Annotated in this window: 21 protein-coding genes, 1 tRNA gene and 1 riboswitch; of the genes, 10 read left to right on the top strand and 12 right to left on the bottom strand. The window is 67.1% G+C overall.

Going from position 1 to position 21,526, the window contains the following annotated elements:
* Nucleotides 1-50: 50 nt before the first annotated feature.
* Nucleotides 51-230: riboswitch (M-box (ykoK) riboswitch) on the bottom strand.
* 289 nt (nucleotides 231-519) lie between these two features.
* Nucleotides 520-1,239: a hypothetical protein gene (locus ACFXHA_RS16455; protein ID WP_379357405.1), complete on the top strand. Its 720-nt coding sequence runs from the start codon at nucleotides 520-522 to the stop codon at nucleotides 1,237-1,239.
* A gap of 55 nt (nucleotides 1,240-1,294) precedes the next feature.
* Here ACFXHA_RS16455 and ACFXHA_RS16450 read toward each other — a convergent pair whose 3' ends face one another.
* A complete protein-coding gene (locus ACFXHA_RS16450) occupies nucleotides 1,295-2,677 on the bottom strand; it encodes an APC family permease (RefSeq protein WP_379357403.1) in 1,383 nt (460 codons plus the stop codon).
* 110 nt (nucleotides 2,678-2,787) lie between these two features.
* Between ACFXHA_RS16450 and ACFXHA_RS16445 the strand changes: the two genes are divergently transcribed.
* Together ACFXHA_RS16445 and ACFXHA_RS16440 are read left to right on the top strand one after the other, a co-directional pair.
* Entirely contained in the window at nucleotides 2,788-3,417 is a 630-nt protein-coding gene (locus tag ACFXHA_RS16445; protein WP_379357401.1) for a TetR/AcrR family transcriptional regulator, read from the top strand.
* Nucleotides 3,414-4,811, top strand: a complete 1,398-nt coding sequence (locus ACFXHA_RS16440) for a P1 family peptidase (protein ID WP_379357399.1) — start codon at nucleotides 3,414-3,416, stop codon at nucleotides 4,809-4,811. The genes ACFXHA_RS16445 and ACFXHA_RS16440 overlap by 4 nt, the downstream gene beginning before the upstream one ends.
* Before the next feature lie 16 nt (nucleotides 4,812-4,827).
* On the opposite strand, the gene ACFXHA_RS16435 is transcribed toward ACFXHA_RS16440, so the two are convergent.
* A complete protein-coding gene (locus tag ACFXHA_RS16435; protein WP_379357397.1) occupies nucleotides 4,828-7,098 on the bottom strand; it encodes a molybdopterin cofactor-binding domain-containing protein in 2,271 nt (756 codons plus the stop codon).
* Complete coding sequence (locus tag ACFXHA_RS16430) at nucleotides 7,095-7,883, bottom strand: FAD binding domain-containing protein (RefSeq protein WP_379357395.1); 789 nt, start codon at nucleotides 7,881-7,883, stop codon at nucleotides 7,095-7,097. Before ACFXHA_RS16430 ends, ACFXHA_RS16435 begins: the two co-directional genes overlap by 4 nt.
* A 112-nt stretch (nucleotides 7,884-7,995) precedes the next feature.
* Here ACFXHA_RS16430 and ACFXHA_RS16425 point away from each other — a divergent pair, with 112 nt between their 5' ends.
* Nucleotides 7,996-9,510 (top strand): PucR family transcriptional regulator, encoded by a 1,515-nt coding sequence (locus ACFXHA_RS16425; protein ID WP_379357393.1) that lies wholly within the window; start codon nucleotides 7,996-7,998, stop codon nucleotides 9,508-9,510.
* Complete coding sequence (locus ACFXHA_RS16420; protein WP_379357391.1) at nucleotides 9,507-9,755, top strand: hypothetical protein; 249 nt, start codon at nucleotides 9,507-9,509, stop codon at nucleotides 9,753-9,755. The genes ACFXHA_RS16425 and ACFXHA_RS16420 overlap by 4 nt, the downstream gene beginning before the upstream one ends.
* 49 nt (nucleotides 9,756-9,804) lie before the next feature.
* Here the strand turns inward: ACFXHA_RS16420 and ACFXHA_RS16415 are convergent, their stop codons facing one another.
* From ACFXHA_RS16415 to ACFXHA_RS16405, 3 genes are all read right to left on the bottom strand, one after another.
* Nucleotides 9,805-10,173 carry a hypothetical protein gene (locus tag ACFXHA_RS16415; protein WP_379357389.1) on the bottom strand — a complete coding sequence of 123 codons (369 nt, stop codon included), beginning with the start codon at nucleotides 10,171-10,173 and terminating at the stop codon, nucleotides 9,805-9,807.
* A 133-nt stretch (nucleotides 10,174-10,306) separates the two neighbouring features.
* Nucleotides 10,307-10,969 (bottom strand): NAD-dependent epimerase/dehydratase family protein, encoded by a 663-nt coding sequence (locus tag ACFXHA_RS16410; protein WP_379357387.1) that lies wholly within the window; start codon nucleotides 10,967-10,969, stop codon nucleotides 10,307-10,309.
* A 57-nt stretch (nucleotides 10,970-11,026) separates the two neighbouring features.
* Nucleotides 11,027-11,941, bottom strand: a complete 915-nt coding sequence (locus ACFXHA_RS16405; protein WP_379357385.1) for a D-alanyl-D-alanine carboxypeptidase family protein — start codon at nucleotides 11,939-11,941, stop codon at nucleotides 11,027-11,029.
* Nucleotides 11,942-12,069: 128 nt separating this feature from the next.
* Between ACFXHA_RS16405 and ACFXHA_RS16400 the strand changes: the two genes are divergently transcribed.
* Complete coding sequence (locus ACFXHA_RS16400) at nucleotides 12,070-12,483, top strand: VOC family protein (RefSeq protein ID WP_379357383.1); 414 nt, start codon at nucleotides 12,070-12,072, stop codon at nucleotides 12,481-12,483.
* Nucleotides 12,484-12,492: 9 nt separating this feature from the next.
* Here the strand turns inward: ACFXHA_RS16400 and ACFXHA_RS16395 are convergent, their stop codons facing one another.
* Nucleotides 12,493-13,038, bottom strand: a complete 546-nt coding sequence (locus ACFXHA_RS16395; protein WP_379357381.1) for a GNAT family N-acetyltransferase — start codon at nucleotides 13,036-13,038, stop codon at nucleotides 12,493-12,495.
* A 70-nt stretch (nucleotides 13,039-13,108) separates the two neighbouring features.
* Here ACFXHA_RS16395 and ACFXHA_RS16390 point away from each other — a divergent pair, with 70 nt between their 5' ends.
* Complete coding sequence (locus ACFXHA_RS16390; protein WP_379357379.1) at nucleotides 13,109-14,614, top strand: alpha/beta hydrolase; 1,506 nt, start codon at nucleotides 13,109-13,111, stop codon at nucleotides 14,612-14,614.
* 13 nt (nucleotides 14,615-14,627) lie between these two features.
* On the opposite strand, the gene ACFXHA_RS16385 is transcribed toward ACFXHA_RS16390, so the two are convergent.
* Nucleotides 14,628-15,605: a LysR family transcriptional regulator gene (locus ACFXHA_RS16385; RefSeq protein WP_379357377.1), complete on the bottom strand. Its 978-nt coding sequence runs from the start codon at nucleotides 15,603-15,605 to the stop codon at nucleotides 14,628-14,630.
* 136 nt (nucleotides 15,606-15,741) lie between these two features.
* On the opposite strand from ACFXHA_RS16385, the gene ACFXHA_RS16380 reads away from it, so the two are divergent.
* Nucleotides 15,742-16,686: a zinc-binding dehydrogenase gene (locus ACFXHA_RS16380; RefSeq protein ID WP_379357375.1), complete on the top strand. Its 945-nt coding sequence runs from the start codon at nucleotides 15,742-15,744 to the stop codon at nucleotides 16,684-16,686.
* 25 nt (nucleotides 16,687-16,711) lie between these two features.
* Here ACFXHA_RS16380 and ACFXHA_RS16375 read toward each other — a convergent pair whose 3' ends face one another.
* Nucleotides 16,712-17,740, bottom strand: coding sequence for a hypothetical protein (locus ACFXHA_RS16375; RefSeq protein WP_379357373.1), 1,029 nt, complete (start codon nucleotides 17,738-17,740; stop codon nucleotides 16,712-16,714).
* Nucleotides 17,741-18,250: 510 nt separating this feature from the next.
* Here ACFXHA_RS16375 and ACFXHA_RS16370 point away from each other — a divergent pair.
* Nucleotides 18,251-19,114 carry a hypothetical protein gene (locus tag ACFXHA_RS16370; RefSeq protein WP_379357371.1) on the top strand — a complete coding sequence of 288 codons (864 nt, stop codon included), beginning with the start codon at nucleotides 18,251-18,253 and terminating at the stop codon, nucleotides 19,112-19,114.
* Nucleotides 19,115-19,267: 153 nt separating this feature from the next.
* Here ACFXHA_RS16370 and ACFXHA_RS16365 read toward each other — a convergent pair whose 3' ends face one another.
* Both ACFXHA_RS16365 and ACFXHA_RS16360 read right to left on the bottom strand, forming a co-directional pair.
* The gene (locus ACFXHA_RS16365; RefSeq protein ID WP_379357369.1) at nucleotides 19,268-19,651 is read right to left on the bottom strand and encodes a hypothetical protein; all 384 of its coding nucleotides are present in this window, start codon (nucleotides 19,649-19,651) and stop codon (nucleotides 19,268-19,270) included.
* Nucleotides 19,652-19,721: 70 nt separating this feature from the next.
* Nucleotides 19,722-20,087, bottom strand: coding sequence for a hypothetical protein (locus tag ACFXHA_RS16360; protein WP_379357367.1), 366 nt, complete (start codon nucleotides 20,085-20,087; stop codon nucleotides 19,722-19,724).
* A 405-nt stretch (nucleotides 20,088-20,492) separates the two neighbouring features.
* On the opposite strand from ACFXHA_RS16360, the gene ACFXHA_RS16355 reads away from it, so the two are divergent.
* Nucleotides 20,493-21,125, top strand: coding sequence for a hypothetical protein (locus ACFXHA_RS16355; protein WP_379357365.1), 633 nt, complete (start codon nucleotides 20,493-20,495; stop codon nucleotides 21,123-21,125).
* Between the two features lie 293 nt (nucleotides 21,126-21,418).
* On the opposite strand, the gene ACFXHA_RS16350 is transcribed toward ACFXHA_RS16355, so the two are convergent.
* Nucleotides 21,419-21,492, bottom strand: a tRNA-Arg gene (locus ACFXHA_RS16350).
* Nucleotides 21,493-21,526: the final 34 nt, after the last annotated feature.

The following is a 21,526-nucleotide window of genomic DNA, read 5'->3' as shown; positions in this document are numbered from 1 at the left end:
TCGCATCGCGCACGGCAAGAGGGGATTCGGGCACACACCTGTGGCGTCGCCCCGCACCCCTCTCGTCAGAGCTTCGGCACTGCACGACGTATCCGGGGGCTCGCGGCCCGGGGAAGCCACTTCGGATCACCCCTTAATCCGGGGTGATCTGTCCTAACCCTGGGCGTCTCTCGACGTCGTCGGATCAGTGGCCTGTGTTCGTACAGGAGCCTCGCCTAGCGAGGTGCTGACTGAGCAATGGTGGGCCTGGTCCTGGACGTTGTCAAATCCGGTCCGGTCGGTTCTCCGGAATCTTCTTGCGCCGCAAGCCGGTCCGCGGACGGTGTCGGTGACCCCTTTTTGAAATCCAGGTGAACGGCAAGAATATTCGCCGCGCAACGGGGTCTGAATATGTGTATCGAGTCACTAAAGGGCAAATGTCCATTGCTGCCCCTGAGAACAGACTTAAAGTTTGCTTGTCAATAACTGAACCTGCGATGAGTTCTGATGACGCGGGCCTATTAAATCGAGGTAAATCAAGTGCGCAAGAGCGGATTAGCCGCGGTTACCGCATTGGTGGCCGCCGTCACAGCAATTACAGCGGGAACGGTGAATGCCGATCCCACCACCGGTGATGTGGGTGCCATCCACTACACGGCATCGGCCACCGACCGGACCGCGACCATCACCACCGATATCGGATCCATGGACGTCGACAACGGCGTCTTCAAGATCCACGGTGCCGATGGCTCGGTAGTTGCTGGACAAGAACTCACCTTCCGTGTCGACGATTTCGTATTCCCCATCGCGGCCGAAATCCGTGGCCTGACCGCCACTCTGACACCGCAGTTCGATATGCAGCACGCCGTCTATCAGCCGGTCGCCCTGCCGTTCGAGGACACCGCTCCGTGGAAGACTCCGTACGACCGTGAGCAGGCGGCCTGGAACCGCATGAAGGACACCATCTCCGTCGGCGCGACCATCGGCACGCTGGTCGGCGGCATCGGCGGCGCGGCCGTCGGGTGTGCCCTGGGCGGCATCGCCGTGGGAGCCGGCGCGTCGCTGGCCACCGGCATTATCGGCGGTCTGTTCTTCTTCCTGCCGGGTGCCGTCGTCGGCTGCCTCGCGGGTGCCGCGGCCATGGGCGCCCTGGGTGCGATCGCGGGCATGATCCTCGTCACGGCCCCCGTCGCCATCGCCGCCGCTGTCCAGTACTTCACCACCATCAACCAGCCCTTCGTCCCGGCTCCGACGAAGTAGTCGCCGTGGGCTCGGGCCCCGGTCGTGTCGATGAGGGCGCGACCGGGGCCTTCGTCTATGCCGGGCCGTCTTCGTGGATCGGGTCGGGCAGGGTCCAGCGCTCAGCGCGCTTCGGATGCAGGTAGAGCGCGTAGTACAGGTAGCCCGCGGCCATGGCCGCCGCCGCGAACGCGATCTGCTGCCAGTCGTCGCGGCCCAGGCTGTAGGCCGAGTAGAGCATCACCGCGATGACGATCACCGGCGGCAACGGCCACAACGGCATGCGATAGCCACCCCGGATCTCGCTGCCTGCCAGCCGGATTCGCAGCGCCGAGAGCGCCACGAACAGATACACCAGCACCAGACCCGCACCGGTGGCCACGATGAGCCAGTGCATCGGCAGCAGTGCGGCGGCCAGCACCGCGAGCGCACCCACCACCAGGGTCGCCACCACCGGGGTGTGCAGGCGCGGATGCACCGCGCCCAGGGCCCGATCGATCGGATCCGGCCAGCTGCGATCGCGGGCCGAGGCGAACAGCAGGCGCGCGATCTGCAGGATGATCGCGATGACGGCGTTCACGATGGCGATCGCGATCCCCACGCTCACCGCGGTATTCACCGCCGAACCGCCACGGGCGGTGAGGAAGTAGTTCATCGGTGCGTCGCTGTGCAGCAGGTCGGTGAGCGACGGCGCGCCCAGCACCACGGCGGCCAGCGGCAGGATCTCGATGGCGACCGTGGCAGCCAGGCAGATCATGATCACGCGGCCGATCGTGCGGGTGGCGTTGCGCGTCTCCTCCGCGTAGTAGACCGCCGCGCCGTAACCGTTGTAGGCGAACAACGCCACCGGGATGAGCGTCGCCAGGGATCCGATGCCCACGTTCGCCAGGCCGTCCGAGCCGATGGTCTGCGCGTGCACGAAGGTGGCCGGACCGCGCTCGACATGTGTCGCGCCCAGCGCGACGAGTACCGCGATGGCCGAAACCTCCACGCACAGAAAGACTCCGGTGACCCAGGCGTTCGCCTTGATATTGAGCAGCGCGACCACCGTGGTCACCGCGATGACACCCACGCCGACCCATTTCCCGCCGAGACTGGGAATCGCGACGCTGAGATAGTCGCCGGTGCCGAGTGCGATCACCGCGATGATCAGGACCCCGTTCACCAGCGTCAGCACGAAGATGGCGAAGCCGCTGGACCGTCCCAACAGTCTTGCCGCCCAGGTGTATTCGCCGCCCGCGATCGGGAATGCGGTGGCCAGTTCGGCATAGCAGAGGCCCACGAACACCGAGGCCACCGCGGCGAGCGCGAGGGTCAGCACGGACGCGCCCCCGGCCGCGAGCAGGACGGCCGGAATGATGATGAACACGCTGGACGCCGGTGTCACCGCGGACAGTGTGATGAGGATGTTCTCGCCCATGCCGAGTGCGCGGGAGAGCTGCTGGGGATAGGTCGCCATGGCCGAGCCTTTCTTTGACTTACCATCAAAGAATGAGGTAACTCAGCAGGACAAGTGGGGCGAAGCAACGTAACAATGACTTAACTGTCGATCGGCGGAAGGGTTCTCGGGTGGCACGGAAGAAGGATCAGGAGCGGGCGCGGCGGGCGATCATCGACGCGGCGCTGGCGGCGGCGGCCGAGCCCGGTCCGGACGGGCTGCGCATCCGTGAGATCGCGGGCAGCGCGGGGGTGTCACCCGCCACCGTGCACTACTACTTCGAGGACCTGTCCAACCTGCTGCACGAGGTGCACCGCTTCGCCAGCGACCGGTTCTTCGGCGACCGGCTGGCCATGGTGACCGAAATCCCGGACGCCAGAACGAAAATCGGCGCGATGGTGTGGGCCGGACTGCCCGAGTCGCCGGACGACACCCTGGTCACCGCGCTCTACCGGCTCGCCTCCTACCATGCCGTGTCCGCCCGGCACGGCGACCTCATCACGGCCCTGTTCAATCAGCAGGTTGCGGTCTACGCCAGTGCGCTGGAAGTGGGAATCGCCCAGGGGCACTTCACGATCGAGGAGCCGATCCTGACCGTCGCCCGCAATCTGGTGGCGCTCGAGGACGCTTACGGCCTGCACATCATCAGCCGCAACCGGTCCATGACCAAACTCGCCGCCGCCGGGCTCATCTGCTCCTATGCCCGCACCGCCACCCGCTGCCCCGACATCACCGCACCCATCGAGGAGGTCCGCGCATGACCGATCCCCAGCTGTTCTCACCCGATGGCCGCCCGCGTGCCCGCAGCCTGGGCATCGCGCCCGCCGGACGGCCCGGCCCGTGGAACGCCATCACCGACGTGCCCGGCGTCGAAGTCGGCTATCGCACGGTGATTTTCGGTGAGGGCCCGCTGCGCGTCGGTGCCGGTCCCGCCCGCACCGGCGTCACCGCCATCCTGCCGCGCGGGCGCGACGGGGTGGGGCGGCCGTGCGCGGCAGGCTGGTATTCGCTCAACGGCAACGGTGAGATGACCGGCACCGCGTGGATCGACGAGGTCGGCCAATTGTCCATGCCCATCACGATTTCCAACACCCACGCCATCGGCCCCTGCCACGCCGGCGTCGTCGAATGGATCAACCGCGCCCACCCCGCCCTGGCCCGCGAATGGCTGCTCCCGGTCTGCGCCGAAACCTGGGACGGCTACCTCAACGACATCAACGGCGGCCACATCACCCCCGCCCTGGTCGCCGAAACCCTCGACGCGGCCCGCACCTGGCCCCTCCTCGAAGGTTCGGTAGGCGGCGGCACCGGCATGAACTGTTACGGCTTCAAAGGCGGCACCGGCACCGCCTCCCGCCAACTCCCCTTCGGCCCCGACACCTACACCGTCGGCGTCCTCATCCAAGCCAATTTCGGTGCCCGCGAAGAACTCACCATCGCGGGCCACCGCCTCGGCGCAGCCCTGACCACCGACAACCCCCAGGAGACGACCCCCTGGCATCGAGCCCCGGGAGATGCGGCATCACACCGCGCCCAGAGCGGCGTCGTGGGTGGCCCGGTCGGCACTGCCACGCACAGCCCGGAGGGCGGAAGTGCGCGCGGCGCGGAAGGCGGAGGCGCGCGCATTGCGGAGGGGCGGAGTGTGCGCGGCCCGGAGGATTGGAGCGCGCACGGCGTGGAGGGTGGGAGCGCGCGTGACGTGGGAGGCGCAGGCAGGCATGGTGGGGTGTGGGGATCAGGGGATTCGGGGGTTCGGGTGCCGGGTGGGGCGGGGTCGGTCATCGTCATTGTCGCGACCGACGCGCCACTGGATGCGTTGCAGTGCAAGGCCATGGCGCGGCGGGTGCCGTTCGGGCTGGCACGGACGGGGACCACCGGGAGTTTGTTCTCGGGGGACTTGTTCCTGGCGTTCTCGACTGCTTCGGATCGGCCTTCGGACACCGGGTTTCCGCGTGGGGAGCCGTCGGCCGAGGAGCTCGTGAACACACCGCGGCTGCCGTGGAATCGCATGGACGCCTTCTATACCGCCGTCGTCGAGGCGGTCGAGGAGTCGGTGCTCAACGCGCTCATCGTCAATTCCGATATGACCGGGCGTGACGGGCACCGGTCACCGGCGTTGCCGCATGATCGGTTGCGTGAGCTGCTCGGGCGGTAGGGAATTCGTCTCGTGCTCACGGCACCTGATAGTCGGTGAGCAGGGTCAGTTCGGCGCGGGTCGGGGTCGCCACGTCGTGAATCCGGACGGGTTGGCGAGTGTACTTGCGGTGCAGGGCCAGCCAGATGCGGTCGCGGGTCAGCGGTAGCTCGGTGAAACGGATGCCGGTCGCGTCGCGCAGGGCATTGGCCAGGGCCGGGGCCACCGGATCGACGGGGCTCCCGGTCCAGGGGACACCCGGCGAATCCCAGGCGCGGGTGAAGGCGACTTCGGTGCGCGGCATATCGGCGACGGTGTCGACGGCGGCGACATGGTCGGACACGGTCGCGCCGACTGCCTGCGCCACACCGGCTTCCACCCGACGTCGGTGTGGGGGTTCCATCCCCGAACCGGCGTCGGTGACATGCACGCTGCGCAGGATGCGTAGTTCACCGGTGCCCGGGTTCGCCGCGACGTGGAACAGCTGGGCAGCGAAGGCCGCCGAACGCGGAGTGCCGTCGCGGTATCCCTCGGCGGCAACGGGTTCGCCCGCCGCGAGCGCGAGCGCGCGCAACACCTGCAGTGAGATGCGGCGGTGGCCGGAGCGGACCGAATCCATTGTCAGATAGCAGTTCTCGACGGGAGCCTCGAGATGTGTCGCGGCCAGGGCACGCAGCCGCGCGGCCAGTTCCTGCGCCGCGTGCCGCACGGCCCGATCGGCCGTCGCGGTGTCCGCGACCTCGGACGTGCCGTGGACCACCCCGGTGTCGAACCGGCGGGCAGTGACTCGGTCGGCGGTGGTGGCCAGCTCCTGCGCCGCGATCCGCCGACACATGGTCGCGGTGCCACCTTCGGCGGTGTCACCGTCGTACTCGGTTGTGCGCATCAGCATCTCGTAGGAACCATTGGGTAACAACGTGATCCGAGCATCGGCGCAACGACCGTCCGGCGGAGTCGTACCGGTCATCGACACCGCGGAGCCGCAGCCGATGAGCCAGCCCGGCGGAGCATCGGGAAACGGATCGGCCATGGTGCAGTGGAGCATGGCGATGTGCTGATCCACACCGCCACCGCTCATATTGCGCTGCCGGAACTCCAGCGGATCGATACTCACCCGGCGCGCCAGCTCATCCATCACCGATTCCATCCCGAAAACCACCGGACCGAGTCCGTATCCGGGCAACGCCGCGTAGGGAACGGTATTCGTGTGGACGGCGTGCCCATCGATTTTCTTGTTCGGGCAGCGATACGCCGCGATGGACTCGCCGACTCCACGGAAAACCGCTGTGGGACCGTACTTTCCGGAAGCGCCGAGATCGGCGACGACCCGAACGTGCAGTGCCGTCAACCGGCCGTCCGCACGGGCTCCCGCCTTGATATGCACGGCGAGCGAGTTCCGGGCGGTTGCGCCGTGGAACTGTTCGGCGCGTGTGTCTTCCAGCCGAACCGGCCGGTGCAACGCCAGCGCGGCCGTCACCACGATGTCCGCGCCGAGCAGCTCCGGTGCGCCGTCGAAACCGTTCCCGACCCGGCCCGCCACCACTCGCATCCGATCGAGGGGCAGATCGTGCAGCGCGCACAGGGCGCGCCGGGTCAGGGACGGCGCTTGGGTGTCCGAGCGGACGATGAGCCGGTCATCGTCGTCGAACCAGGCGGCAGTACAGGGTGATTCGAGGCTCGTGGGCCGGACTCGCGAGGTGCGGAAGGTCTGTTCGTAGACCACCGCGGCCTCGGCGAAACCTGCCTCCACATCGCCGATCGCACTGTGCACGAGGGGTTCGCCGGGGCCGATCGCCTCCTGAGGATCGATGACGGCGGGCAGGACCTGCCAGTTCACTCGGATCGCACGGCGCCCGGCCTCCGCCGCGGCCTCGGTGTCGGCCACCACGGCTGCCAGCCGCTGCCCGCGGTAGCAGACCACCTCATCGAGTAATCGAGTGTCGCGATGGGTGAATACCGCCTCGACGCCCGGCACCGAAAGTGCCGCGGAGACATCGATATCCAGAATCCGCGCATGTGCGTGCGGGGATCGCAAGAGCTTCATGCGCAGCAGGCCGGGAATCTCAGAGCTGTCGCGGGCCAAGCCTGCCGCGGTGGTGACTACGCGACCCTCGGCCCGGAACGCCGGATACACGCAGCCGTGTACCGGTGCGCCGTCCACCTTGACCGTGCACGCGCCGCAGTCGCCGGTGTCGCAACCCGGGTCCGGCTCGCGGCAGCCTCGATCGCGCAGATAGCTGCGCAGGCACTGGCCGGGCCAGGGCTCGTCGTCGAAAGACATTCCGTCGACCTGGATTTCGAAGCTCATGCCAGTTCCATCCGGATCTCCTCGGCCAGCCGGAAGGTGATATGCCTGCGCCACTGCGGCAGGCCGTCGATGTCATCGCACCACGCCTCGTCGGGCACGGCGTGTTCGATCGCGGTGGCCAGCTCGATCCGAGTCGGCCGCTGCGCGAAGGACAGCACGAACGGGTGTGTCGTCGAGGCCGTGAGGGTGAGCCGCACCGTCCCCTCGTCATCGCCGGTTCCGACGACGAGCGCCGACGAACGCCCCAGCCCGTACAGCGACGCCTGCCGGAACGCGGTGCGCCGGGCCAGCGCCGCGCCCGGCAGCGTCACCGACCGCAGCAGCTCACCCTGTCGCAGAACATTGCGGCCGACACCGATCACGAAGTCGGCGACCGGCACCCGCCGCTCGGCCCCGGTCGGCGAGCGCAGCAGGCACACCCCGTCCAGCGCCGTGGTCAACGCGATGATCGGCCCGGAAGGCAGCGACGTGCACAGGTTCCCGCCGACCGTCGCCATGGTCCAGATCTTGAAGGCGGCCGGGAAGGCCCGGCAGCACTCATGGAACAGCGGACGGTCGACACCGGCGATCAGCTGCGCGATGGTGCAGGTCGCGGCGATCTCCAGACCGCCGCCGGCGGTCCGGCGCAGCGGCGGCCACCCCATCCGGTTCAGATCGACCAGTCGGCGCAGCTGCGGGCGCGGTTCGGAGAACAGGTCGGTGCCGCCGCCGAGCCAGGCGTCCCCGGCCCGCCAATCGCGGTGGTGGCGGGCGTCGCACACCTCGAACACCGTGTTCAAATCCATGCTCCCGATTCAATCCGCGCCGGTCACGGCTGCCATCGGCGGTGGCGTACGGAAAATTGGGTAGCCTGCCGTGAGTTATCGGTTGATCCACCAAGGTTTCGAGGAGCACGTCATGCGAGTGGATGACCTGCTTGCGCTGGAGACATTGGGACTACAGCTGGTGTGGGGCGAGCCCGCGCTGCTGCGCCGCGAGGTCAGCGGCGTCACCGTCACCGACCTCCAGGATCCGGCCGCCTACCTCGGATCCGGCGAGATCGTGCTCACCGGGCTGGTGTGGTGGACCGCGCGCGGCGGCCGCGGCAAGGCCGACCGGTTCGTGGGCGCGCTGCGGGAGGCCGGGGCGGCCGCGCTGGTCGCCGGGATCGCCCGGCACAACGGCATTCCCGACGACCTGGTGGCGGCCTGCCGCGAGCAGGGGATCCCGCTGCTGGCCGTCCCGGCCGACACCACCTTCCGGACCATCACCGACGCGGTCTATCTGCGCCGCTGGAGCGACCTCAGCGAGTCGCAGCACCGGTCGCTGCCCGAAGGCGCACGGCAGACGCTGAATCGGCTCATCCACGGGGGAGCGGCACCCGAACTGCTGCTCGACCAGATCGCCGCCGAGCTGGGCGGCATGCCGTGCGTACTGGTCACCGTCACCGGCCGGGTGCTGGCGCGGTCCGCCCAGGCGCTGGTCTCCGTACCTGCGACCGTGCGCCGCGAACTACGCAGCGTGCCGGAATCCAATCATGCCGTCGGCGAACCGGATTCGCCGTACGACGGCTGGTACCTGCACCTGCCCGCCGGATCCGCCGCACCGCCACGGCTGCTGCGGGAGATCATCGACGTGTTGCGCCGATATCGGGACTGGGTACTGGCGCAGCGCGACGAACGCGACCGGGCCGCAACCGACCTCGTCATGAGCGCCGTTACCGATTCCATTGCGGTGGAACCGGATTCGCTCGGGCTGCCCGTATCCGGGCACTACCGCGTCGTGACCGCGGTACTGGCATCCCGGCAATCCCGCGCCAGCGCCGACGCCCTGCGTGAACTGCTGGCCGCCTTCGCGCCGGGAACCGTGCCCGTGGTGATCGACGGCCACCAGGCGCTCGCGGTCGTCCCCGACCGGCCGGACCTGCCCGCGGTCCTGCGTGAGCACCACTCCGCCGTCGCGGCCTGTGACCCGAAAACCACACTCACCGTGGGCATCTCGACGCCGACGACGCTCGCCGAACTCGGCGACGCCCGCATCCGGGCCACCTACGCCCGCCGCGCCGCCCAGACCCTCGACGCTCACGTCACCGCGGCCGACGACCTGACCACCCTGCCGGAACTCTTGGCAGGCATCCCCGAACCCGTCCGCGACACCTACCGGACCCGGGTCCTCGGCGAACTGCTCGAGGACGACGCGCACGCCGCGCTGCGCGACACCCTCGTCGCCTTCCTCGACCACAACGGATCCTGGACCCGCACCGCCGAGGCCATGCACCTGCACGTCAACACCGTCCACTACCGCATCGAACGCGTCGAACGACTGACCGGCCGCGACCTGTCCCGCCTGGATGACCGCCTCGACCTGCGCACGGCCCTGCTCACGGCAATGCCACACCCCGCCCCGGCGCGCCGATGCACTATCGACTCATGACCGACGTGAACAAGCACAATCTCGTCTACTTCGAGGCCCCCAGCATGCGCGAGCTCTACACCGCCCTCGACGAGTGGCAGCGCGCCAACGACACCCGCTTCCTGTCCCTGTCGGTCCACCCGGACGCGGGCAACTTCTGCTGTATCGCCCTTACCAACCCCGCCGAGGTCGTGATCACCAGCGCCGACGGCCACCACCACGCCGCCGTCAGCCGCTTCGGAATGCTGGCCGTCGCCACCGATTAGGCGCTGTCACAACCCTTCCGGCAGCCCATCCAGCTCTCCGGCGGCCGATCTAGCTCTCCGGCGGCATGGATACGACCCCACGCCGTTCCTGCCATGAACTCACCATTCCCGGACGCCATTTCCCGGCGACCAAGGGATTGTGCCCATGCCGCCCATGCCGCTGTTCCCGCCGGAACTCACGGAAATACTCGAACCGAATCAACAGCAGCCCCGAAGCAATAAGCAGCACGGTCGCGATACCGCCCAGCAACGCCCACCCGTGATACCCGGACGCCAGCGCCGTAATCGTCAACCCCATCGCCCCGATCCCGAGCAGACACAACACCAGAGCTGCACCTTCCCCCGGATCCTCGATCGCATCCCCCGGATGTGGATGCCAGTGTTCCCCATTGGCCTCGATAGCAGTCACCTTGACCATGATTCCTTCTCCCTGAACCTCCGGAAATTCGTCGCTATCCCCAGAATGCGCTCGCCCACGCCCTAGCGCCCGAACAATTCAGAACTTCGCACCCACCAATTTCATGCGATAAGAAGGGATAGCGTTCCAGAAGCTATCGAGCGTGGGCCGCGATCTCCCGAGGCGTGAGCACGCGGGTGTCCGCGCCGGCAGCCGCGACGGCGATCATGGCGCGCCCGATCTCCCGATTGTCATTGACCGCGTTCGGCGCAATCCGCCGCAGCAACGGAATCAACGGCCCCGCCACCGCATACCCCGCGCGATACAACCGGGTCTTGGAGACCACGCCATCCATCGGCTGCACGAATCCCGGCCGGAACATGTACCCCCGGAATGGCAGCGCGAGCAGATCGTTCTCCGTCTTTCCCTTCACCCGCGCCCACATCGACCGCCCCCGCTCGGTGCTGTCGGTGCCCTGCCCGGACACATAGATGAACGTCAACTCCGAATTCGCCGCCGCCAGCGTCCGCCCGACCGACAACGCCAGGTCGTAGGTGATCCGCCGATAGTCCTCCTCCTTCATGCCGACGGAGGAAACCCCGAGGCAGAAGAAGCAAGCGTCGAACCCCGCCAGCTCACCGGCCACCGACGAGAGATCGGTGGGATCGTTCCCCACCAACTCCCGCAGCTTGGCATTCTCGATCCCGACCGAACTCCGCCCGACGGCCAGCACCTCCTCGACCCGTCCGTCCCGCAGACATTCGTTGAGCACGCCCTGCCCGATCATTCCGGTCGCCCCGAAGAGAATCACCTTCATGCCGAGCATCTTCCCTCGAGACCCGCGTCCATCCAGGTCGGCAGGCGGTAGGTTCCGCTAGCCGATCGGGAGCCTGCTGAGGACGGGGTCGTAGGCCCAGTTGAGCATGCGTTCGGCGTCGTTCTTGGCGGCGATGCCGCTGCCGGGGGAGCTGTGGAGGACCACGCCGATCAGGGGGATGCCCGCGCGGACCGATTCGAACAGGAGGCAGGCGCCGGCGGCGTCGGTGGATCCGGTTTTGATGCCGATGGTGCCGGGGTAGGTGCGGAGCAGTTGGTTGGTGGTTTTCCAGACGTGGTCACGGTTGGCCGGGCCGGCGGGGAGGTGGTAGGTCTGGGCGCCGGCAACCTCCCGGAAGACGGGCAGCATCATGGCGCGGAGTCCGAGGGCGATCAGGTCCGACGGGGTGGAGTAGGTGGAATAGTCGGTCGGGGTGGGCAGGCCGCTGGGGTCGCTGAAAGCTGTTGCGGCCAAACCCATCTGGCGGGCGGTGTCGTTCATTCGCCCGATGAAGCCGTCCTGTCCGGGTCCGTAGGCGTCGGCCAGGGTGTAGGCGGCGTCGCAGCCGGACGGCAGCATCATCGCGTAGAGCAGTTGGTGGGTCGTGAGCACCTCGCCTGGGGCCAGGCCCGCGGTACTGCCGTCGAGCCTGACGCAGTAGGCGACGGCCTCCGGCGGCACGGTGACGGCCCGATCGAGATCCCCCGCGGTGATCGCGAGCAGCGCGGTCATCACCTTCGCGATGCTCGCGATCGGCACCGGCGTATCCGCCTCCCGCGACCACAACATCGTCCCGGTCACCCCATCCGCCAGCGCCGCCCCCGGAGCCTGCACCCCGTCCGGCTCGGAATCCAACCAGGGCAACGAGATTCGCGGCGCGGCCGCGGCGGGCGTCACCGCGACACCCTGCCCGACCACCACAACCAACGCCCCGACGACGACAGCCTGCAACAACCGGGCAAATGTTCGCATGGCGGCATTCTGCCCTCCGCCCGCGTCGACCAGCGGGATTTGGCCAACCGGCCGCGTCCGTGGCTCGGCGAATCGGCGGCCGATGAACGAACCGGTGGGTAGCGCGGCGGTGTGCGAGCATCGGTACCGTGCCGATCTCCGCGGGATCCTTCGCCCATATCCGCCTCACCGTGTGCGACATCGAACGCTCACGGGCCTTCTACGAGAACGTCTTCGGCTGGCCGGTGGCCCTGGAGGTCCCAGCCGACGCCGACGCCGAAACCCGTGCCCGCCTCAGCTTCCTGCACGGCGGCGTCATCTACCGCCTGGAACACGGGCTGCTCGGCCTGCGCCCCGCCGCCGCCGACCGCTTCGACGAGAACCGTGTCGGCCTCGACCACCTGGCCTTCTCCCTGCCCTCCCTGGTCGACCTGAAAGCCGCTGCCGCCCACCTCGACGCCTCCGGCATCCCCCACGAGGAGATCAAGGACATCGGCGTCAGCTACATCCTGGAATTCCGGGACCCCGACAACATCGCCCTCGAACTGACCGCGCCGAAGTAGACATCCGGCCTACAGCTGGTCGGCGGCAATCTCGTAGATGATTTCGAGGCCGTCTTCGTCGTCCCATTGCCGGCCGGTTTCCACGAAACCGTATTGCGCGGCCAGTTGATTCGAGGCCAGGTTGTCGGGACTGATCGAAACTCGAACTGTCCGCACCCGAGGCTCGCGAGCGGCGCGACGCAACAGACTCTCCAGCGCTGCGCGGGCATAGCCGCGCCGCCGATGCGCCGGATCGACGGCATAGCCGATCTCGACCATGCCCGACTCGTCAGGGGTACCGTGAAAACCCGCTCGCCCCACGGCGACTCGCCGCCGCTCGTCCCACACGACGCCGGTGACCCATGCCGCACTCTCCGGTTCCCGCTCCACCTGAACCCTGCGCCGCAACCAGGTACCCCGCCACTCCGGCTCCGCGAAGTGCGCCGTCAGCGGGACCGGGCTCACCGCATTGGCGGCCGTCAGATCGCCGTCGGCGAGCGCTCGGAACGTCTCCAGATTCAGGTGCACGATGCGCACCTCGGGGCGGCCGTCTGCGGCGATTCGACTGTCGGACATGCCACCAACGTGCCACAGGGAAACGCGCGGAGGCAGAACAAGTGTCTGAGGCGTGGGTATGGTTCTCTTTGTGGGCTTGCGAATTGCTCCGGTCACGAAGTTGCTGCTTTCCACCGTGCTGCTCGCCGCAATCTGTACGGCGTGCGGGTCCAGTAACACCACTCGTGCTGCGCCGCAACCGATCACGTGGAAACCCTGCCCGACCGAGTACGGCACGACGGTGCAGTGCGCGGATATCGAGGTGCCGTTGGATTGGGACAAGCCCGACGGGGAGAAGATCACGGTGGGCATCGACCGGTTGCCCGCGACCGATTCGGGGCGCAGTCTCGGCGATCTGATCATCAACCCCGGCGGACCTGGCGGTTCGGGCACCGAGATCATCGGGGTCGAAAGTCAGCACCCGGGCCTGATTCCCGACGAGATCAAGGCGCGATTCAACCTCATCGGCCTGGACCCGCGCGGCATCGGGACCAGTCGGCCGGCGGTGCGCTGCGACCCCGCGCTACAGAACAAACTGCCCGACATCTTTCCCGCCGATCAGGCCGCGTTCGATGAAATGGTCGCGGCCAACCGAGCATTCGGGCAGAGCTGCCAGGCCAGGACCGGACCGTTGCTCGATCACGTGGACACCGTCAGCGTCGCGCGAGATCTCGAAGTGGTGCGACAGCGTCTCGGTGGAGCACCGCTGAGCTACCTCGGACTGTCCTACGGCACCGAGATCGGCTACGAATACGCCCGCCTGTTTCCCGCCAACAGCCGTGCCCTGGCTCTCGATGGGGCGCTGGTTCATTCGCTACCGCCGAGCACCATGAGCGTCTACGAATCCACCGCGTTCGAGGACAGCCTCGACCGCTTCGCCGCCTGGTGCAACACCACCACCGATTGCGCCCTGCACGGCGACGACGCCACCGCTGTCGTCCGCGATCTGGTGACCCGAGCCCGGCAAACGCCGCTACCCGCACCCGGCTGTGCAACCTCGGGACTCTGCGCAGCCGAAGTTCGCCCGGGTGACCTGCTGCTGAACGTCCAGGAAGACCTGCTGTTCCAACCCGCCGTTCCCACCCCACGTTTCGGCGGCCGGCCCGCCCTGGCCTCCGCCCTCGACCAGGCGCGCAAGGGCGACGCCAGCGCCCTGTCCGCACCGACCGCCACCGAAACCGGCGACTCCGGACTGGCGGTCGGCTGCGCCGAATTCCGCGCCGACTTCGACACCTACCCACGATTCGAAACCCAACAGATCCTGCTCCGAACCCTCGCCCCCACCACCCTCGGCGCCAGCCAGAGCTACAGCTACCTAGCCCAATGCGTGGGCTGGCCAGCCGCTTTCAGCAACCCGCCCCACACCGGCACCGCCACCCCCACAATCGTCCCCCTCCTGGTAAACGCCACCCACGACCCCTCGACCTCCTACGGCTGGGCCCAACTACTCGCCACCCAAATCCCGAACGCGGTCCTGCTGACCCGAGAAGGCGACGGCCACACCTCCTTCCTCCTCCCCGGTCGAACCCGAGACGCCATCACCCGCTACCTCGTAGACGGAACCCTCCCGCCGCCTGCCACGGTCCTGCCCGACTGAATCGCCGCGTCGATCACCCGACTTCGCCAACCTCGCACCGGGTTTGCTGACGGCGGAATCGCGTCAGGTCGGGTTCGGGCAGCCAGTCCCGGTCGGGGTGGTATTCGAGCCAGCGGCGAATGCGGGCGGTTTCGGCGAAGGCGGTGTGGAGTTGCGTGAGTCGTTCCCCGTGGTCGGTGCGGCGGTGCAGCAGTGACCAGGCGTAGAGCGGGGTGGGATGGGTCAACGGGACGGTGCGGATGCCGGGGTGGGCGGGCAGCGGGCGGTCGGCCGGTATGACGGTGAACAGGTCTGGGCTGCTACTGATTTCGTCCAGCAGGTGGTCCAGGCCGAGGTTGCCGTCGGCGACGTGGGTGGTGAGTCCGAAATGGGTGGCAAGGTGGTCGAGGAAGTCCAGTCTCGCCAGGGGCAGGGGCGACCACAGCCTGTCCTCGCGCAGTTGTGTGAGACGGATTTCGGCCGCGTCGGCCAGCGGGTGGTCGGCGCTCAGCAGTGCGTCCAGGGGCTCCAACCGCACGATGCGCGCCGCCAGCGCATTCTCGCCATCGAGGTGGTGGCTGCGCCCGAAGCCGACATCGATCTCCGTGCGGTGCAAGGCGGATGCGGCGGCGGCCAGATCGCGGGCGTGCCCAATGGTGGCGGCGATGGGCCTGCCGTGACCGAGTGCGGTGCGCAGGGTCCGCATCGGGTCGAACAGGTGTCCCCAGACATCGATTCGCAGCGGTGTGGTCGGCGGGTGCAATGCCCCTCGCGCCTGATCGGCGGCATCGATCAGCCGGTGGGCGGCGGGCAGAAAGCGAGTAGCGGCCGGTGTCGGGCCGATCGGATGGGTGCCGCGATCCACCAGTCGAGTCCCGGCCATCCGTTCCAGAGCCGCGATGCGTTTGGACAACGCCTGCTGGCTGATGTCCAGTGCCTGCGCCGCCCGGCCGAAGTGCCCGTGCTCCAGGACGGCGAGCAGCGCCCGCACGCCGCCCAGATCGATCTCCATCGGTTCAACCTGGAGTGACAACCCGCGGTTGTCAAATTGCGACGATGGTTGTTGGCGGCACTGGGGCCCGGTGCGGTGTTCTCGGCTCGTGCGACGCACAACCGGTGCCGCACCGACCACTCGCCAAGGAGTCGTGATGAAAGCTCTTGTGTTCAGCGGAAACCCGGCCCAACCCGTCGAATTCGCGGACGTGCTCGACCCGGTACCGGCCCCGGATCAGGCACTGGTCGCGGTCGAGGCATTCTCGATCAACCGTGGCGACGGATTCGCCATGAACGGCACCTACGGCTCGCTGCCCGCGGCCGGTTCGGTACGTGGGCAGGATGTGGCCGGAACAGTTCTGCGCGCCGCCGCCGACGGATCGGGTCCGACGGCCGGGACCCGAGTGGTGGGCAAGGCCGCAGGCGGCTGGGCGGAACGCGTGGTGATCTCGACCTCGGCGCTCGCGACCTTGCCGGAAACGGTGGATGTGATCGCCGCGGCGGCCCTGCCACTGGCGGGCCTCACCGCAGTGCGATTGCGCCGCGCCGCAGGCGAACTCACCGGACAACGCCTGCTGATCACCGGCGCGGGCGGGGGAGTCGGCCACTACCTGGTCGAACTGGCCACCGCGGCCGGCGCGATCGTCACCGCGGTAACCTCCGACCCGCGAGCAGCCGAACAACTCCGCCGACTTGGCGCACACGAGGTGGTATCCGCCTCCGAGCACACCACCGGCCCCTTCGGCGTGGTCATGGAATCCATTGGCGGCCAGGAGTTCTCCAACGCGGCCGCCCGGCTCGCCCCCGGCGGCCTGATCCTCTGGTTCGGCCAGGCAAGCCGCCAACCGATAACCCTGGACTTCTTCTCCTTCCTCACCGCCGGCACCGGCTTCACCCTGCGCCACTTCGCGCACTTCGTTTCCGACCACACCGACGCCGAGGACCTGGCAACCCTGGTCGCTCTGATGAACACCGGCCGCCTGCACCCTCAGATCGGCCGAACCGCCGACTGGACCGACACCCCCTCGGTCCTCGCCGACCTGATGTCCCGCCGAATCCCCGGCAAAGCAGTCCTCCGCATCACCGCCGAACCGTGCTGAGTCGCATCGGACTTCGGACACCGGGTTACGGGGTTCGGTGGTAGAGCTCGACCAGTGCGACGGTGATCGCATGGACCAGATCGGCGCAGCCTTGTCCGCTGCATTGCACGGCGGCGGTGTCGAATTCCGTTGCGGCTTCATCGGCGGCCACCTTGACGGGAATCGGGGTGGAGTATCCGAGTTCGAGCACTGTCACGATGCCGCCGTTCCAGGTTTGGGTCGCGATGGGCACCGAGTCGATCGGATCCGCGGAGCGGAAGTCATCCGGCTGAGAGTGGGGGACATCCACCCGCTTCGGTTCATCGATGCCGAAGGTGATCGTCACCGTCTTGGGGTAGTGATCGGTCGATCGCTGATAGTGGAAGGTGCAGCCGGGGTGGATGTCGAAGATGCCGCCGGGGCCGAGGGGGTAGGTCTTCAGCAGGCTGTCCAGGACTCCGCAGGGGTCGACGTGGCCGAGTTTCGTCTTCATGCCGGGGTAGGGGGAGTTCTCGCGCAGTGGCCGGGTGTGGATGAGACGAGCCGACGCCTCGACGATCGCCGAAAGGCTTGCGCACGAATCCTTTTCCGGCCACATTGACCCGAGTTCGAAATAGTCGATGTCGAGGATGTCGAGCTGAATCCGAATATCGCACCCGCCGTACGGTTTCCACGGCTCCACCATCCCGGTCGTGTCGCCGACCTGAAGAGGTGTTCCGGGCAACGAGGTATCCCCCCGGTAGCGACCTTGGACGGTGACACTCAGTTGTCCGGCCGCGGCGCTGCCGAAAAGCATGTCGCAACTGTTCAGTCCGAGCTCCGTGGCTACCTCGCGGCCGGCTCCGATATACGCGGGCGCCCCCACCTGGTCGAAGACGCGGTAGTCGAGGAATCCACATGGATCGAGGGCTCGGACGGCCTCCGCGTCGACGAGTGCCTTTCGCGCCTCGGGCGTCAGCAGGTCCCGATACGACCCTTGGGCTGCAGGCGTGGAAGTCGCAGGGCCGGCAGGCGACCCCGATTCGGCCGCGGAGGCACTCAGGCACCCCATCAGGGCAATCAAGCAGATTGCCATCGCTGCAATGGATTTCATCTCTCCCCTACCCTCGACCGTGAACAAGATCGTTGTGAGGGGGCTGAGCATTAACGATTCTGATCATGCCACCGGGAATTGGTTCCCCGCGGCCGGTCCACGGACCGCGAGGTACGTTGTGCTCCCAGAGCAGCTGTGCAGCAGGGTGATCCAACTTGCGGCGGCGAACAGCGGAAGAAGCGGGGCGGGGCAATGGGAGTTGCGCGGAGATCGGTTCTCTTGGTCGGAGCGCTGGTGGTGGCCGTCAGCGCGATCGTCGGTTCGGCGGCGTCCTGCGGAACGTCATGGATCGAGACGGCCGCCCCACCGTCGGTGCCCACAACGGCAACCAGTGCAGGAAGCCAAGGTCCAGGCCCCGACTTCCAGCCTGCTGCGGTGAGTTTCGTTTCTGCCCAGGATGGCTGGGTCCTGGGCTCGGTGAGATGCGCGGACTCGCGTTGCACACAGGTGCTTCGGACGGCTGACGGCGGTCGGACGTGGCAGGTGCTGGCGGTGCCGGGCGAACTGGTGTCCGAGCACGCCTACCCCAAGGAGGGGAGCACCATCCAGTTCGCCGATCAACGCAACGGATGGATGTTCGGCAACGGGATAGGTCCGGCCGGGCCCTGGGTGACGCACGACGGCGGCGTGACCTGGCGAGCCGACAACCTGCCGACCGGGATGAGGGGACCACTGGCCCTTGCGGTCGCGGCAGGTCTGGTGACCGCGGTCGTGCTCGACGGCTCTGAAGGACTCCATGTCATCACCCAGGGGATCGACACCGATCCGTGGTCGGACACGGGTGTGACGTTCCCGGACAACGGTCCCGCACCGAGCGCCCGGATCGTGCTGAGGGCGGACTCGGGGTGGATCGTCGCAGAGAACGTCAGCCGTCAAAGTCCGGTTAGGCCGACCCCTCATGGCGCTCGGTTGGTTGGCGGTCACTGGATTTCGTGGCAACTGCCGTGCGCGGACACCGGCGGGGTCAAAGTCGCTGCGACCGCGAATGACATCCTGGTGGCATGCGATTCCGCCGGCCCCGGCCTGGGGCTGCCTCTGATGCGATCCGATGAAAGCGCCGACGCCTATTCCACAGCAGGTACCGCTCCTGGCGAAAGTGTCATGGAGGCACAAGGATTCGCTGCGAACGACAATGGCAGGGCGGTGCTCGCTGCCGGTGAGGATTTGCTGGTCTCGGCTCAGTGTTGCGAGCAGTGGACAACGGCGTACTCGAGCCCGGAACTCGCTCACTTCCGCGATCTCGTCCTGCCCACGCTGTCATTCGGTGTGGTGATGCAATGGACCGCCAATGCCGGCAGTCTGCTGGTCACAAACGACGGGGGAGCGTCGTGGACGCCCGTCAGCTTCGGAGACTGAACGCGGAGGGGTGAGCAGTGCGGTTTTCGCGGCGATCGGGCCTGATGGCCGGGGTATTGGTGGTGGCGTTCTATGGCTGGCGGTGGCGACCAGCTTGCGGAGTAGGGGATCTTCGCAGCACTGACACTCGTCGGTGGAAGAACTGTGTGCGGTTCACTCGGTGAAGGTCGCCCGGTTCCATGACCGACCGCTGTCGTAAGTAATGAGCAGGGATGGCACGCCGGCGTTTTCGAACACATACCCGGTGGGGGTGCGGAAGCGTCGCGGCAAGTAGTCCGGAAAGCCGCAGATCAGTGGAAGCGTGGTGGGGGAGAACGCATCCAGGTCACCGGTGGTGCCACAGGGTAGCGTGTCCCACTTCTGCCAGACGCCATCTACCAGGCGCATCGCATCGATCGCGGCCGGCCCGCGCACGATCAGCCACGCGCTATCGCCACTGGAATGCAGCTCCGGGGACATCCGGCCGCCCGATGCCGGCGATCGATGGCTCGCCACGTCTGCCGCTCCGATCACCGCCACAGCGACCACCAGCACCACGCAGATCCTGCCGACGTGACTACGGAAAATTGCCCGCCCCAACATATTCCGCAACACGCCTACCTCCCCGTCATCCCACACGTCTGTACTGTGATGCGCCGGCGGGCCCGTCGAGATACATCAGTTCAAGCGTGTTCGGATCGTCGAAATCGACTGAATAGAAGTACACGCCACCGAGTCCCAGTGGGGTTGGATCGTCAATATTGCTCAATCTGAGAACCAGATCCGTGACCGGAGGCCCTCCGACCGCGCTCGCGTGCGTGACCCAGGCCCACCGCGACCGTGTCGTCGCGATGGACGGAGTGACGCCGGCGTGCTCGGTGGCAGTGCCGTCGGCGTCGAAAGTCCGCACATCGGTTGGATCTTCCACCGAACGCCAAACTCCGATCAGCAGATTGCCCTGCGGCGGTGCCGCGATCGTGGTCTGCGGCGGCAATGTGCGTCCTGGGACCTGAGTCGTCGTGGTCGGCACCGGTATCGGAACAAACAGTTGGGTCAAGGGTGCGGTGCCCGACGCCGACATCGGCGACCCGCCCTGCGCCACATGATCTCGCGCGCAACCCGTCGGTATCATCAACGCCCACCCAACCCCAAGTAGGCCGATCCCCCGGACCAGCCTTGCCACAACAGGTTTCACCACACCCCCAGATCGCGATCGCTGACAAGATCGACACAACGGCCCCCGGTGTTAACCGTAGGCGTGCACCAAAATGAGGAGCGAATTCCTTTTCGCGGCATGATAATCCGGCTCATGTTGTTCATATGCTTGGTGTTTCTGCTCCCGGTGCTGTGCTGGGCATTGGCGGCGCAGACCCCGAGAGGGCGATGGGTCGGGGTCACGATGCTGACCATCGCGGCAGGTGTGCAGATCCCGCTGCAGTACGGGGTGTTCGGTACCGATTTCCAGTTCACCGTCGGCGTAGTGCTGGCCGTATTCGTCATGGTGGTGCTGATCCTCGCGCCGATCATGGAGTTGGCGCCCACCCGAGGGGTGCCGCTCGGCCGGGGCGTCAAGGTGCGCATAGGCATTGGTTGGACGCTCGGAGGTTTGTACTGTCTGCTGAGCGGGTTTGTGGTGCTGATGGTCACCACAACGGGCCTGATAGAGCTGGGAACCGCGACCACGCCTCCTGTCGACGCCATCGGCTCACTCCCCGAGGGCCTGTCGATGACCAAGACCGAAGCCTCCAACTGCGCCAACGATTCCGACGGCACCGACTGCGAGCGAACTTTCTACATCGCAGGAAAGAGCGGAACACCCGAGCAGATCGCTGAACAAGTCCGGCAGCACCTGACCGACACCAAAGGATGGACTTACACACCGGAACGGACTTCCCTCGGCGATTCCAGTACCTGGAGTGGCTCGTGCCGCCATCAAGGCTGGATCCTCGATTCCTACGAGGCCTGCACATGGGTGAAAATCAAGACCGACGGCAGAGTAACCGTCGTCGTCAGCCACAAGGACATCGACTAGATCGAGTCGACGACGATGTGAGCCGCACGTCAGAGATACAGACCGGCCCAGTAGCCGTTGTATTGGCATTCGATGGGCCCGAGTGTGATTGCGATACGGCCCTTTTCCTCGAGAGTCGCACACCCTCCGCAATGCGATCGGCCGCTCGGGCGAGTTGCTCGAACTCCTCGGTCGTGATGAGTGCCTCATCGGCGGTCATGTCTTGATGCTATGGGGTGTGGCGCCGCTGTTTGAGCGGGGCGGGGTGTGGGTATGAGTGAACCTGGCGATATTCGCGCAGGTCACCCGTGATGCGCCCCCGGCAGGAATCGAACCTGCGACCTAGGGATTAGAAGGCCCTTGCTCTATCCAACTGAGCTACGGAGGCAGTGCGGGCATCGTGGTGATGCGGGCACCAAACA

The sequence above is a fragment of the Nocardia sp. NPDC059240 genome, from assembly GCF_042753865.1.
In the GTDB taxonomy this organism is placed as follows: domain Bacteria; phylum Actinomycetota; class Actinomycetes; order Mycobacteriales; family Mycobacteriaceae; genus Nocardia.
Note: the sequence above shows the minus strand (reverse complement) of the source record. Positions and strands in the feature narration are given on the sequence as shown.